The organism is Geodermatophilus sp. SYSU D00815, from assembly GCF_054050035.1.
Window position 1 is genome coordinate 241542 of record NZ_JBJGYO010000006.1, and the last position, 13533, is coordinate 255074.

General features: G+C 75.9%; 16 protein-coding genes. 8 read left to right on the forward strand and 8 right to left on the reverse strand.

The features are described 5' to 3' along the window. Positions 1-3 precede the first annotated feature (3 nt). Positions 4-618 (reverse strand): TetR/AcrR family transcriptional regulator, encoded by a 615-nt coding sequence (locus ACI78S_RS10015; protein ID WP_456972733.1) that lies wholly within the window; start codon positions 616-618, stop codon positions 4-6. A gap of 134 nt (positions 619-752) precedes the next feature. Between ACI78S_RS10015 and ACI78S_RS10020 the strand changes: the two genes are divergently transcribed. Then, the gene (locus ACI78S_RS10020) at positions 753-1850 is read left to right on the forward strand and encodes an EAL domain-containing protein (protein ID WP_456972735.1); all 1098 of its coding nucleotides are present in this window, start codon (positions 753-755) and stop codon (positions 1848-1850) included. Here the strand turns inward: ACI78S_RS10020 and ACI78S_RS10025 are convergent. Both ACI78S_RS10025 and ACI78S_RS10030 read right to left on the reverse strand, forming a co-directional pair. Continuing rightward, complete coding sequence (locus ACI78S_RS10025; RefSeq protein ID WP_456972737.1) at positions 1828-2409, reverse strand: histidine phosphatase family protein; 582 nt, start codon at positions 2407-2409, stop codon at positions 1828-1830. The two genes, ACI78S_RS10020 and ACI78S_RS10025, sit on opposite strands and share 23 nt — an antisense overlap. Before the next feature lie 53 nt (positions 2410-2462). Next, positions 2463-2918 carry an STAS domain-containing protein gene (locus ACI78S_RS10030; protein ID WP_456972739.1) on the reverse strand — a complete coding sequence of 152 codons (456 nt, stop codon included), beginning with the start codon at positions 2916-2918 and terminating at the stop codon, positions 2463-2465. Between the two features lie 185 nt (positions 2919-3103). Between ACI78S_RS10030 and ACI78S_RS10035 the strand changes: the two genes are divergently transcribed. Beyond that, positions 3104-4258, forward strand: a complete 1155-nt coding sequence (locus ACI78S_RS10035) for an acyl-CoA dehydrogenase family protein (protein ID WP_456972741.1) — start codon at positions 3104-3106, stop codon at positions 4256-4258. 80 nt (positions 4259-4338) lie between these two features. Then, positions 4339-5829 (forward strand): AAA family ATPase, encoded by a 1491-nt coding sequence (locus ACI78S_RS10040; RefSeq protein WP_456972743.1) that lies wholly within the window; start codon positions 4339-4341, stop codon positions 5827-5829. A 3-nt stretch (positions 5830-5832) separates the two neighbouring features. Here the strand turns inward: ACI78S_RS10040 and ACI78S_RS10045 are convergent, their stop codons facing one another. The 5 genes from ACI78S_RS10045 to ACI78S_RS10065 all read right to left on the reverse strand — a co-directional run bounded on the left by ACI78S_RS10045 (position 5833) and on the right by ACI78S_RS10065 (position 10209). Next, entirely contained in the window at positions 5833-6375 is a 543-nt protein-coding gene (locus tag ACI78S_RS10045) for a DinB family protein (RefSeq protein ID WP_456972745.1), read from the reverse strand. Positions 6376-6399: 24 nt separating this feature from the next. Beyond that, positions 6400-7512 carry an NAD-dependent epimerase/dehydratase family protein gene (locus ACI78S_RS10050; protein WP_456972747.1) on the reverse strand — a complete coding sequence of 371 codons (1113 nt, stop codon included), beginning with the start codon at positions 7510-7512 and terminating at the stop codon, positions 6400-6402. Positions 7513-7575: 63 nt separating this feature from the next. Beyond that, positions 7576-7965, reverse strand: coding sequence for an ester cyclase (locus ACI78S_RS10055; RefSeq protein ID WP_456972749.1), 390 nt, complete (start codon positions 7963-7965; stop codon positions 7576-7578). Beyond that, entirely contained in the window at positions 7962-9287 is a 1326-nt protein-coding gene (locus ACI78S_RS10060; RefSeq protein ID WP_456972751.1) for an MFS transporter, read from the reverse strand. The genes ACI78S_RS10055 and ACI78S_RS10060 overlap by 4 nt, the downstream gene beginning before the upstream one ends. 88 nt (positions 9288-9375) lie before the next feature. Further along, a complete protein-coding gene (locus tag ACI78S_RS10065) occupies positions 9376-10209 on the reverse strand; it encodes an alpha/beta fold hydrolase (protein ID WP_456972753.1) in 834 nt (277 codons plus the stop codon). Between the two features lie 96 nt (positions 10210-10305). Between ACI78S_RS10065 and ACI78S_RS10070 the strand changes: the two genes are divergently transcribed. The 5 genes from ACI78S_RS10070 (at position 10306) to ACI78S_RS10090 (ending at position 13402) form a co-directional block, all read left to right on the forward strand. After that, a complete protein-coding gene (locus ACI78S_RS10070; protein WP_456972755.1) occupies positions 10306-10659 on the forward strand; it encodes a VOC family protein in 354 nt (117 codons plus the stop codon). A 38-nt stretch (positions 10660-10697) separates the two neighbouring features. Then, positions 10698-11228, forward strand: a complete 531-nt coding sequence (gene idi / locus ACI78S_RS10075; protein WP_456972757.1) for an isopentenyl-diphosphate Delta-isomerase — start codon at positions 10698-10700, stop codon at positions 11226-11228. A gap of 95 nt (positions 11229-11323) precedes the next feature. Beyond that, positions 11324-12181: a polysaccharide deacetylase family protein gene (locus ACI78S_RS10080; RefSeq protein WP_456972759.1), complete on the forward strand. Its 858-nt coding sequence runs from the start codon at positions 11324-11326 to the stop codon at positions 12179-12181. A gap of 166 nt (positions 12182-12347) precedes the next feature. After that, positions 12348-13127 (forward strand): SDR family NAD(P)-dependent oxidoreductase, encoded by a 780-nt coding sequence (locus tag ACI78S_RS10085; RefSeq protein ID WP_456972761.1) that lies wholly within the window; start codon positions 12348-12350, stop codon positions 13125-13127. An 11-nt stretch (positions 13128-13138) separates the two neighbouring features. Beyond that, positions 13139-13402 carry a hypothetical protein gene (locus tag ACI78S_RS10090; protein WP_456972763.1) on the forward strand — a complete coding sequence of 88 codons (264 nt, stop codon included), beginning with the start codon at positions 13139-13141 and terminating at the stop codon, positions 13400-13402. Positions 13403-13533 lie beyond the last annotated feature (131 nt).

The window sequence follows — 13533 nt, forward strand, 5'->3', positions numbered from 1 at the left end:
GGCTCAGGCCGCCCGCCTGAGCAGCGGCAGCACCACCGTCTCGAGCACGTCGTCGGCGTAGGCGTCGTCGACCGGCTCGCCGGTGAGCAGCCACCGCTGCACCAGCAGCGCGCTGGTCATCTCCGCCGAGAGGCTGCCGCTGACGCCCGGCTGGAGCTCCCCGCGCTCCTCGGCCCGCTGCCAGACCTCGTCGAACGCGCTGCGCCACACGCCGAGCGGGCCGCTGCGGAACGCCTCGGCGAGCGCCGGCTGGTGCGGCACCGTGGACAGCAGCGACAGCGTCGCCGCGCCGACCGGGCCGTTGATCACCGTGACGAGCCGGCGGAGCAGGATCCGGAGGTCCTCCTCCAACGACCCGCTGTCGGGCGCCGTCGCCTCCTCGCGGTTGAGGTCGGCGATGGTGTCGACGACGAGGTCCTGCTTGGTCCGCCAGCGGCGGTAGATCGTCGCCTTGCCCACGCCGGCCTCCGCGGCCACGGCGTCCATGGTCAGCGCCCCGTACCCGACGTCGGCCAGCAGCCGCAGGATGGCGGCCCGGATGACACCGTCCCGGCTGGGGTCGCGGGGGCGCCCGCCCCTGCTCGCTCGCGGGTGGTCGAGGGTCGTCATCGCGGCCATGGGCAGACTTTAGACACTAAACCCAGGAATGCCAGTGCCCTGGCCCGTCAGTTGAGACATTCCCGGGTCGGAACTGATCCTGCCGCACCGCGCGCCTGTGCGGGAGGGGGCGTGCGGTCGGTCATCCTCGGGAGGTGGGCACGCAGCAACACCAGCGCTGGGAGGTGCCGGGTCGGGCGACCCGCGCGCTGCTGGCGACGCCGATCAGCCACGTCCTGCCGGCCATCGCCCGGACGGCCCGGGCGATGGGCCTCTCCGTCGAGGCCTCGGCCCGCATGCTCGACATCGTCGACGAGCGCGGCGGCCGGTGGCTCGACCGGCTCCTCGCCCGGCTGGCCCACGAGCTGACCGACGCCGAGACCCGGGTCGTCCGCGTGGTCACCGACCCGCCCGCGGACGACGTCGCCTTCGCCACTGCCCTGCTCAACGCGCCGACCCTGGCCACCGAGCTGGCCCGCCGCGGCATCACCGTGGAGATCGGCGTGCTCGCCGAGGCGGAGTTCTGGTCGGTGTACCAGCCGATCGTGTCGCTGGCCGACCGCGCGAAGGTGGCCCACGAGGCCCTGCTGCGCGGCCTGGTCGACGGTCGCGAGGTGCCCGGCGGCGACCTGTTCTTCGTCGCCTCGTCGGCCGGCTGGCTGCACCGGCTCGACCGGATCGGCCGCGAGGCCGCCGTCACGGGGGCGGCCGGCTGGCTCGGCGGCGCCGACCTGTTCGTCAACGTCTCGCCCCGCGCGATCTACCGCGCGCAGGTGTGCCTGGCCAGCACCGAGCGGGCCGCGCACGACGCCGGTCTCGCGCCGTCGCAGCTGGTCCTGGAGGTGGCCGAGGCCGACGCCCTCGCCGACCAGGGCCACCTCCACTCGGTGCTCGAGCACGTCCGCGCGGTCGGCTTCCGGGTGGCGCTCGCCGACGTCGGCGCCGGGTGGTCCAGCCGCAGCCTGCTCTCCGCCGTCCGGCCGGACGTGGTCAAGCTCGACAAGGCCCTGGTCCGCCTGCTGCCGGACGACCGGGCCCGCGCCATGATCCGCGCGGTGGTCGAGCAGGCCCACGGCTTCGGCGCGGCCGTCGTCGCCGAGGGGGTCGAGCACGAGCGGCTGGCGCAGGAGGTGGCCGGGCTCGGCGCCGACCTGGGTCAGGGCTGGCTGTTCGGCCGCCCGTCCCGGCCGCGGGCCGCGGTCGAGGAGCCGGTCAACGGCTGGCAGCCGGTCAGCGCAGCCCCCACCCGGTGAGCGCCGGGCGGGCGTGCTCGTGCCCGAGCACCCCGTAGGACCCGGCGGGCAGCGCGAACAGGGCGCCGGACTCCGGGCCGAGCCCCAGCCAGCGGGCGGTGAGCACGCGCAGCACGTGCCCGTGCGCCACGAGCGCGACGTCGCCGTCGGCCAGCCGCGGCCGGACCCGGTCGAGCACCCGGTCCACCCGCGCGGCCACCTGCGCCAGCGTCTCGCCCGGGGTCGCGCCGGGCACGACGGGGTCGCGCCAGACCGACCACTCCCGGCCCAGCTCGTCGCTGATCTCCGCCGTCGTCCGCCCCTCGTAGCCGCCGTAGTCCATCTCGACGAGGTCGTCGTCGACCGCCGTCTCGGTCAGCCCGGCCAGCGCGGCCGTGCGCCGGGCCCGCTGCCGCGGGCTGACCCACACCTCGGCGAAGGTGCGCCCGGCCAGCCCGTCCCGCAGCCGCCGGGCGCGGTCCTCGCCCTCCGGCAGCAGCGGCAGGTCGGTCACGCCGGTGTGCTGACCGCTCCGGCTCCACTCGGTCTGCCCGTGCCGCAGCACCACCACCTCGCCCATGCGGCCTTCCTACCCGCGGACCCCCGTTCCGCGCGCGGGAGGGGAGGTGCCGGTCAGCTCCAGCGGTGCAGCGGGATCGCGCCCACCGGGGTGCGCGCCGGGCGCACCGCCGGGTTCGCGCGCAGGCCGGAGGGACGGCGCAGCGGGCGGGTTCCGGGCGCGGGAGACGGCTCCGGCGCGGCCCGCTCCACGACCAGACCGTCGAGGTCGAGCTGGTCGCCGAGGCCGGCCGCGCGGACCAGCCGGCGGGTGGCGGCGCCGGCGCCCACGACGCGGCAGGTGCGGCCGGCGCCGACGAGCTCGGCGCTGATCCGCGCCAGCGCGCGCAGCGCCGAGCTGTCCCAGAACCGGGCCGCGGCGACGTCGACGACGAGGTGGGTGGTGCCGATGCCGGCGGCCTGGCCGAGGGCGTCGGCCAGGAGGGGGACGGTGGAGAGGTCGGCGTCGCCGGTGAGGCGGACGACGACCTGGTCGGGAGCGGGGACGAGGGCGACGTTGAGCAGGGGCACAGGGTCTCCGGGGGCGGGTCGCACCGTAGGGGGCCGGTGGTTGCAGCCGTTTCCGAGCCTAGGCGGTTCACCCGCCAGAGCACAACAGAATGTCATGACTTGACTCCGTTGTGTTTAGTAGATGTCGCCATGCCGCCGTCCCGCCCGCCCGGGCGGCGGGCGCGCCGACCCGTCACCATGAGGCCGTGGACGCCGAGGACTTCCGCCAGGTCAGGGACGCCGTGCGCCGGCTGGTGCGGGACGAGGTCGTGCCGCGCGAGGAGGAGATCGAGGACGGCGACCGCATCCCCGACGACCTGCGGGCCACCGCCGCCGGGATGGGCCTGTTCGGCTACGCGCTGCCCGAGGAGCACGGCGGGCTCGGCGTCACCATGACCGAGGACGTGCAGCTGGCCTTCGAGTTCGGCTACACCACCCCGGCGTTCCGCTCGCTGTTCGGCACCAACAACGGCATCGCCGGCCAGGTGATCGCCCGCTTCGGCAGCGAGGAGCAGAAGAAGACGTACCTGCCGCGGCTGGCCGCCGGCGAGCTCATCGGGTCGTTCGCGCTCACCGAGGCCGAGGCCGGCTCCGACCCGGCCGGGCTGCGCACCTCGGCCCGGCGCGACGGCGACGGCTGGGTGCTCGACGGCGCCAAGCGCTACATCACCAACGCGCCGATCGCCGACCTCTTCGTGGTCTTCGCCCGCACCGACCCGGCGGAGAAGGGCGGCAGGGGCATCTCGTCGTTCGTCGTCGAGGCCTCGACGCCGGGGATCACGGTGGGGCCCCGGGACCGCAAGATGGGCCAGGCCGGCGCCTGGACCGCCGAGGTCTTCCTCGACGAGGTGCGCGTGCCGGCCGAGGCGCTGATCGGCGAGGAGGGGCGCGGCTACGCCAAGGCGCTCACCGTGCTCGCCCGCGGCCGGCTGCACATCGCCGCGCTCTGCGTCGGCATGGCCCAGCGCGTGCTCGACGAGTCCGTCGCCCACGCCGCCACCGCGAGGCAGGGCGGGGCGCCGATCGGCCGCTTCCAGCTCGTGCAGGCGATGCTCGCCGACATGCACGCCGAACTGCTGGCCGGCCGCAGCATGGTGCTCGACGTCGCCGCCCGCTACGACGCCGGCGAGGACACCTCGGTCGGCCCGTCGGCGGCGAAGCTGTTCTGCACCGAGATGGTCGGCCGCGCCGTCGACCGGGCGGTCCAGGTGCACGGCGGCATGGGCTACCTGCGCACCACCGCGGTCGAGCGGTTCTACCGCGACGCCCGGCTGTTCCGGCTCTACGAGGGCACCAGCGAGGTGCAGCGGCTCATCATCGGCGGCGCCCTGCTGCGCGAGGCCGGCATGCCCCGCACCTGAACCGCCGTGCCCGCCCACGGCGGCCGTGCCAGGGGGAACGCGGCTGACGAGCCGGGTCCGTCCCGCTACCGTCCCCGCCCGTGGACAGCGGTTGGGTCGCCTACGGGCCGGGGGTCGGCAACGGCGGCGGGGGCGGCGGGGGCGGCGCGGAGCGGGTGCGGCCGGAGCTGGCCGACGTCGGCCGGCTCGTGCGCCGCGGGGTGCGCGCGGTCGTGGGCGCCGCCCGCGCCGACGAGCGGACCACCCTGTCGCGGATCCTGACCGGCCACCTCGGCGACGGCGCCGGCGAGCTCGAGGTCGTGCAGGAGACCTGGCCCGCGTACGACCACGTCAACGTGCAGGCCGGCCTGGACGCGTGGCTGGCCGACCCCCGCCGCTCCGGTGAGCTGGTGGGCATCGTCGGCTACCAGCACCGGCCGTTCGGGCTCGGCGAGCTGCTCAGCGGCATGGAGGGCGGCCACGGCGACCCCTTCGCCCCGCGCCCCGGCACCCCGTCGCGGGTCAACCGCGCCGCCGGGCCGGACGGCGAGGTGCGGGCCTGCGTGCGGTGCGGGGTCTACCTGGTCACCGAGGGGGACGCCCGCCTGGCCGTCTTCTTCCGCGGGCCCGAGCCCGAGATCGGGATGCCGGTCACCACGCTGCACGTCGCCGGCACCGACCCCGAGGGAGCCCGTCGGGCGGCCACCGGCATCCGGGCCGAGGCGCTGGCCCACAACGTCTTCCGCGGTCAGGTGCTCTCCTTCGGCGGCGACGTCGGAGGGGAGGTCTTCGGCCCGATGACCCTTCTGAACTTCCACCGGCGGCCGACCCTGCGCGCCGAGCAGCTGGTGCTCTCCCCCGAGACGCTGGCCGAGGTGCAGCGGCAGGTCGTCGAGGTGGCGCGGCACAAGGACCGGCTGCTGGCGGCCGGGCAGCACCTCAAGCGCGGCGTGCTCCTCTTCGGCCCGCCCGGTGTCGGCAAGACCCACACCGTGCGGTTCCTCATGAGCAACCTGGTCGGCACCACGGTGATCCAGCTGACCGGCAACACGATCCACCTGATCGCCCAGGCGGCCTCGGTGGCCCGGGCCCTGCAGCCGGCGATGGTCGTCGTGGAGGACGTCGACCTGATCGCCGAGGAGCGCGGCATGCACCCCGGCCAGCACCCGCTGCTGTTCCAGCTGCTCAACGAGATGGACGGCCTGGCCGAGGACGCCGACGTCGTCTTCGTGCTCACCACGAACCGGCCGGACCTGCTCGAGCCGGCGCTGGCCGCGCGGCCGGGGCGGGTGGACCAGGCGGTGGCCCTGGAGCTGCCCGACGCGGAGGCCCGGCGGGCGCTGTTCGAGCTCTACCGGGGCGACCTCGACGTCGACACCTCGCGGCTGGACGACGTCCTGGCGCGGACCGACGGCGTCACCGCCTCGTTCCTCAAGGAGCTGCTGCGCCGGGCGGCGCTGGTGGCGGCGACCCGCACGCCGGACGACGCGGCGATCTCCGTCTCGGCCGACGACCTCACCGCGGCGCTGGACGAGCTGCTCGACACGCGCAACGCCATGACCCGGGCGCTGCTGGGCAGCGCGCCGGCCTAGCGACTACTCGCCCGTCTGGCCGTCGATCGCCTCCCGGAGCAGGTCGGCGTGGCCGTTGTGCCGCGCGTACTCCTCGACCATGTGCACGAGGACCCAGCGCAGGCTCGGCGCCCGCCCGTCGGGCCACGGCACCGCGCAGCGCCGGTCCAGCCCGCCGTCGGCGAGCGCCTCGGCCACCCGCGCGCGGGACCGCTCGACCGCGGCCCGCCAGAGCGCGCGGACCGCGTCGGGGGAGTGCTGCTCGGCCCAGCGCCAGTCGCCGTCGGGGTCGGCGCCGAGGTCCACGCCGTCCCAGGGGGCGTCCGGCGGGAGCCCGTGCAGCCGGCGGCCGAACCAGTGCTGCTCCACCCACGCCAGGTGCGCGAGCAGCCCGCCGAGCGCCATCGACGAGGCGCCGACCGTCGCGCGCAGCCCGTCGGCGTCCAGCCCGTCGGTCTTCCACGCGAGCGTCGCCCGCTGGAACTCCAAGAACCCGAGCAGGGTCTCCAGCTCACCCGCGGCCGGCGGCGGCTCCGGCCGGCCCTGCTCGTCGAGGACCGTCTCCACGCGGTCCAGCCTGCCGGACCGGCGTCAGTTGGCGCGCGGGCCGGGGGCGTTCCCCGGGTCGCCGTCGGGGTCGCGCACCGGGCCGCCGGCCGGCTGCAGCAGCGGCCCGGGCGCGCCCTCGCCCCGCCCGAAGGCCGCGACGAACTGGGCGAGCACCTCGTCGCCGCGGTGGAACGGCGCCCAGTCGAGCAGCCGCCGGGCGCGCGTGGTGTCCAGCGCCGGCGCCTGCAGGGCCAGGTCGAGCCAGCCGGGCTCGGTGGGCACGAGGTGGGCGGTGAATGCGGCGTGCAGGGCGGCGCGCAGCACCGGCGCCGGCACGGGGACGCGCACGGTGCCCAGCGCCTTCGCGATCGCGTCGGCGTCCATCGTGGGCTCGGCGGAGAGGTTGAACGCCCCGGGCGCGCGCCGGTCGAGGATGCGCTCGAGGGCGTCGGCGACGTCGTCGGCGTGGACGAAGCCCACGGTCACCTGCGGCAGGGGGAGCGGCAGCACCTGCGCCACCGGCGCGGGCAGCAGCCGCGCGGCGGGGTAGAGCAGCGGGCCGAGGAAGTAGCGGCCGATCTCGCTGGCCGCCGCCGGCTGCATGACCAGGGTGGGGCGCACCACGCTGGACGTGACCTCCGGGTGGCGCGTCATGATCTCGCGGACGGCCCGCTCGGCCTCGGCCTTGTCGCGGCTGTACTGCGAGGTCGGGATGCCGGTCGTCGGCCAGTCCTCGGTCACCACCTGGCCGCGGGAGCCCGGCGCGTACGCCCCCAGCGAGGACATGTGGACGACGTGGCCGACCCCGGCGGCGGCCGCGGCCCGGACCACCCGCCGGGTGCCCTCAACGTTCACCCGGCGCAGCGCCTCGGGGTGCCGGCCGGGCTGCAGCGCCCAGGCCAGGTGCACGACGGCGTCGGCGCCCTCCAGGAAGCCGGGCAGCGCCTGCTCGCTCGCGGCCTCGCCGAGGTCGGTGAACGTCCAGCGCACCCGGTCGTAGGGCGGCTGCTCCGGCGGCTCCCGGCGGGCCAGCCCGCGCACCTCGGCGGCGCCGCTGCCGGTCAGCCGCCGCAGCAGCGCCGTCCCGACGTTGCCGGTGGCGCCGGTGACGGCGACGGTGAGGCCGTCCAGGTGACCGCGATCGAGCTTCGCCATGGCCTGCCGCTACCCAGCGCGGCGGGGTTGACCCGCGCCGGGGCCGCGGTACCGGCCGCCGGCCTACGGCGCGCGCAGCTGCTCGAGGACCCGCAGGTCGTCGGCGGTGACCCACACCTCGGCGATCCGCCCGCCGGCCCACCGGTAGAAGGCGAACTCCTGCGTGGTCACCCGTCGCCCCGTCGCCGGCAGCCCGAGCCAGTCGCCGCGGTGCGTCCCGGTGTCCGCGAAGTGCGCCGCCACCCAGTCGCCGTCCACCAGCAGGTGCCGCAGGTCCCAGCGGTAGTCGGGGAAGGCGCGGACGACGGCCCGCAGCCCCTCGACGTAGTCGGCCAGCCGGATCCGCTCGCCGTCGACGGCGAGCTCCTCGTGCACGAACTCGCCGAGCTCCTCGAAGCGGTGCGCGTTGCAGGCTGCGTTGTAGCGGCGGTAGGCCGCGGCCAGGTCGCTCACCCCTCCTCCAGGGTGCGCCCGCGCAGCTCCGGCAGCCCCCAGGTGGCCAGCGCGCCGACCGCGAAGAAGAACGCGAAGACGCCGAACACCAGGCCGCTGCCGCCCTGCTCCAGCAGCGGCGGCACCGACAGCGGCGCGACGATCGAGGCGATCCGGCCGAAGCCGGCGGCCGCGCCCGCCCCGCTCGCCCGCAGCGCCGTGGGGTAGACCTCCGGCGTCACCGCGTAGAGCGCGCCCCACGCGCCCAGGTTGAAGAACGACAGGACCATGCCGGTGACCAGGACGGCGGTCTCGCCGTCGGCGGTGGCGAACAGCCCGGCGCCCACGGCCGAGCCGACCAGGAAGACGGCGAGCGTGGGCCGTCGTCCCCACCTCTCGATGAGGAACGCCGCCGCGGCGTAGCCCGGGAGCTGGGCCAGGGTGATGACCAGCGTGTAGCCGAAGGACCGGACCAGCGAGAAGCCCGCCTCGACCAGCAGCGTGGGCAGCCAGATGAACGCGCCGTAGTACGCGAAGTTGATGCTGAACCAGACCGCCCACAGCGCCGCCGTCCGCACCCGGTTGCCGGCGGCCCACAGCCCGCGCGCCCGCTGCGCCGCCGGCGGGGCGGCCGGGGGTGAGGGGCGGGGTGCGACGCCGGCGGCGTCCTCGAACCGCCGCACCGCGGCCTCGGCCTCCGCCGTCCGGCCGCGCAGCTCCAGGAACCGCACCGACTCCGGCAGCCCCCGCCGGACGACGACGGCGTAGAGGGCCGGGACCGCGCCGAGCGCGAGCGCCCACCGCCAGCCGGCGTCGCTGCGCGGGACGACGAGGTAGCCGATCAGCGCCGCCAGCACCCAGCCGACCGCCCAGAACGCCTCCAGGGCGACCACCACCCGGCCGCGCACGCGGGCCGGCGCGAACTCGCTGACCAGCGTCGAGGCGACCGGCAGCTCGGCGCCGAGGCCCAGGCCGATGAGGAAGCGGAAGACGAGCAGCGCCCCCACCGACCAGGCCAGCGCGGCCGCCCCGGTGGCGACGCCGAACACGAGCAGGGTCAGCGCGAACACCTGGCGCCGGCCGTACCGGTCGGCGAGCAGCCCGCCGAGGGTCGCACCCAGGGCCATGCCGACGAAGCCGATCGAGCCGATCCACGACAGCTCGGTGGCCGACAGCGACCACTGCGCGGCCAGCGCCGCCATGACGAACGAGATCAGCCCGACGTCCATCGCGTCGAGCGCCCAGCCCACGCCCGAGCCGACGACGAGCCGGCCGTGCTCGCGGGTGAAGGGCAGCCCGTCGAGCCGTTCGGCGCGGGTCGGCGACACGGTCCCGGTCGTCATGCCGTGCCGCTGTACCCGGGAGCCGGGCGCATCCACATCGGTTGCCGCGGCACACGCGGCTGCTCGGCGCTGCCGCCGCACGTCGGCGCTAGACCGCCGTCTTGACGTGGGCGGTGATCAACTCCGCCGTCCGGTCGGGGGCGAGCTCGGGTATCCAGTGCGGCAGGGCGTCGAGCACCACGAGCCGGTACGGGGCGTCGACGTGCTTCGCCGTCGCCTCGGTCGCGGTCCGGCCGAGGAAGGTGTCGCCGGTGCTCCACAGGTGCAGCGTCGGGACGCGCACCGTGCCGACCCGGTCCCTGCCGCTCCACGGGACCGCCCGGTACCAGTTGAGCGCCGCGGACAGGCAGTCGGGCTCCCGCATCCGGCGGACGTAGTGGTCCGCGCGTTCCGGCGGCAGGTCGCCGAGGTGCAGGAGCCGGCGCAGCACGGCGCCGTTGCCCGCCAGCAGGACCGCCTCGGGCAGCAGCGGCAGCTGGAACAGGCCCATGTAGACCGAGCGCAGCGCCTGGTCGCTCTTCAGCAGGGCCTCCTGCATCGCCGCCGGGTGCGGCGTGGAGAGGGCGGTGAGCGTCCGGACGCGGTCGGCGTGCCAGTCGGCCAGGGCCCAGGCGACCGCGCCGCCCCAGTCGTGCCCGACCACGTGCGCGCTGCTCAGGCCCGCGGCGTCGAGCAGCGCCAGCACGTCGTCCGCCGCCTCGCGGACCCGGTACTGCGGGCGCCCGACCGGCCGGGCGCCGGGGGAGTAGCCCCGCTGGTCGACGGCGAGGGTGCGCAGCCCGGCGGAGTGCAGCGCCGGCGCCACCAGGTCGAAGGCGGTGCGGTCCTGGGGGAAGCCGTGCAGCAGGACGACGGCCTCCCCGTCGGGCGGGCCGCCGTCGGTGACGTCGAAGACCATGTCGCCGCGCCGGAAGCTGTCCATCCGCCCACTCTGCCGCCGGGCCCGCCGCGGCGCATGGACAGGCGCCGGCCCCGGGGGCGAGGGTCGTGCGCACCCCGTCCGGTCAGGAGGACCCGCATGCGCGTCGCCCGCATCACCGCCAACCTCCGGGTGGCGGACCTGGAGTCGGCGAAGAGCTTCTACACCGACTACCTCGGCCTGGGCACCGAGGAGTTCAACCTGGGCTGGGTGGCCCGCTACACCTCCCCGGACACCGGCGCGCACGTGCAGCTGGTGACGCGCGACGCCGCGGCTCCCGAGGACCCGGTCATCTCGGTGCACACGCCCGACGTGGACGCCGCCTACGCCGAGGCGCAGCGGCTGGGCTACGAGATCGTCCACCCGCTCACCACGGAGGCGTGGGGGGTGCGCCGGTTCCTCGTCCGCGCACCGGACGGCAGCGTGGTCAACGTGGTGCGCCACCGGGACTGAGCTCGGCAGCCGGACCCGGGGCCTGGGACGATGGCGCCGTGGAGGAGCTGATCGTCCTGGTGGACGACACCGGGACCGCGATCGGCACGATGCCCAAGCCGCTGGTGCACCACGGCGAGACGCCGCTGCACCGCGCGTTCTCGGCCTACCTGTTCGACGAGGCCGGCCGGCTGCTGGTCACCCGCCGGGCCGAGGACAAGCAGACCTTCCCGGGCATGTGGACCAACACCGTGTGCGGCCACCCCGGCCCGGAGGAGGACGACGCGGCCGCGATCGCCCGCCGCGCCGGGTTCGAGCTCGGCCTCACCGTCGCCGACCTCCGCCCGGCGCTGCCCGGCTACCGCTACCGCGCCGAGTTCCGCGGGGTGGTGGAGAACGAGGTCTGCCCGGTCTACCTGGGCCGGTTCGGCGGGACCCCGGTGCCCGACCCCACCGAGGTCGCCGAGTGGCAGCTGCTCGACTGGGCGGCCTTCCGCCGGCGGCAGGAGGCCGAGGGGGACGCCTGGTCCCCCTGGTGCCGGGAGCAGACCCGCCTGATCGAGGAGGCCGGGCTCGTCCCGTTCCGGTGACGCTCCGGAGGCACCCGCTGACGGTACGAACCGGTCCGGCGCGTCGCCCGGCGGCTCCCCGGGCGCCGTCCCACCTGTCACTAGCGTCCCGCGGCATGGACCGCCGACGGTTCTTGCTCTTCCTCGCCGCCGGGCTCGCCGGAGCCTCGGTGGCGCACGGCGCCGACCAGATCGGCGCGCCGCCCGAGGCGGCCGCCGCCGGTCCGCCCGAACCCGCCCCGGCCGGCCGTGCCCCCGCCGAGCCGGTGGCCGAACCGACCGGACCGGCCGGACCGGCCGCGGTCGACCCGCCGCTGGGCGTGGTGAGCGACCTGCCCGGCGAGGGCAACGCGATCGCGCTCACCATCGACGACGGCACCAACAGCGAGGTCGTCGCCGCGTACACCCGGCTGGCCGCCGACACCGGCATCCGGCTGACGTTCTTCCCGAACGGCTGCTACTCCTCGTGGGCCGACAGCGCCCGGGAGCTGCGCCCGATGATCGAGTCGGGGCAGGTGGCCATCGGCAACCACACCTGGTCGCACCCCGACCTCACCACCCTCGGCGACGCGGAGGTGGCCGAGGAGATCGCCCGCAACCGCGACTTCATGCGGCGGACCCTCGGCGTCGCCGACACACCGTTCTTCCGCCCGCCCTTCGGCGCCCACGACGAGCGGATCGACCGCATCTCCGCCGACCAGGGCCACCCGACGGTCGCCATGTGGGGCGGCACCCTCGGCGACCACACGGTGCTCTCCGGCCCGGAGCTCGTCGGCTACGCCCGCGAGTGGTTCACCGCCCAGTCGATCGTGATCGGGCACGCCAACCACCCGGCGGTGACCACCGTCTACGGCGAGCTGCTCGACCTGATCCAGGAGCGCGGGCTGCGCACCGTGACCCTCGCCGACGTGTGGGCCACCCGGGAGCAGCGGCTGGCCGGCGCGACCGGCTCGGCCAGCGCCCCCACCGGCTGAGCCAGGGGCTTTCGGTACCGAAAGCCCGGGTGCCGTGGGGGCTTCCGGCACAGGAAGCCCGGGTGCCGCGGGGGCTTCCGGTGCCGAAGGCTCTCGACCTGCGACGGGGCGGGTTCTCCGCGAGAGTGATCACCGCACGCACGGATCACCGAGAACGGAGCACTGCATGGACGTCACCGGGTCGCTGAAGGGGCGCGTCGCCCTGGTCACCGGCGGGGCGAGCGGGCTGGGCCGCGCGACCTGCGTCGCGCTCGCCGAGGCCGGCGCCCACGTGGCCATCGCCGACATCAACGCCGCCGGCAGCGAGGAGACCCGGACCCTGGTGGCCGACGGGGGAGGTTCGGCGGAGGTGGTGGCGCTCGACGTCACCGACGATGCCGGCCGCCGGGCCGCCGTGGAGGCCCTGTTCGACCGGCACGGCGACGCCTTCGACATCCTGGTCAACGTCGCCGGCATCGACCGGCCCGGCTACGTCACCGACATCGACCTCGACGACTTCCGCCGGGTGCAGGCCGTCAACTTCGAGGGCCCGGTCTTCCTCACCAGCGAGTTCATGAAGCGGGTGCAGCACCTGCCGGAGGGCCGCACCGCCGACGTCGTGCACATCGTGTCGCTGTCGGCGATCACCTCCGGCAGCGGCGCCATCGCCTACAACGGCTCGAAGGCCGGGTTCCTCAACGCCACCCGCTGCATCCAGCGGGAGCTGCGCGAGAAGGCCGTGCGGGCCGACGACGGCACCGAGCGGCCGTTCCCCTGCCGCGTGCAGAGCGTCATCCCCGCCGCGATGGACACCCCGATGATGGAGCAGTGGGGGATCCCGTCGCACCTCATGATGCCGCCGTCGGCGGTCGCGGAGGCGGTGCGCACGCTGCTGCTGCTGCACCCGTCGGCGTTCGTGCCCGAGATGCAGATCGTGCCGCGCCTGGAACCGAACTTCCCCCGCTGAGGAGCTGCCCGATGGACCGCGACGAGGAACTGCCCGACAGCGGCATGGCCTCCGGCACCGACGCCGGCGAGCCCGGCGAGCACCTGGGGCCGGCCGACCTGGGGCCCGACGAGCAGCGGCTGCTCGAGGAGCTCGAGCGCGGCGTCGACCGCCCGGCGGGGGAGGACGACGACCTGGTCGCCGAGGCGGCCGAGGACGAGGCGCCGCTGCCGGCGGAGGGCGGTGCCCAGGACGACGGGCTGAGCCCCCGGTTCTCCAACCCCGGCGACGGGTGAGCCGCTAGGGCGTGTCTGACGGATCTTGGCGGTCCGGATCGGCAGGCTCCGGGCGATGCGACAGCATCGAGCGGTGGTCTCCGATGAGGCGTGGGCGTGGATGGAGCCGTTGCTGCCGTCCTCGGCCGGTC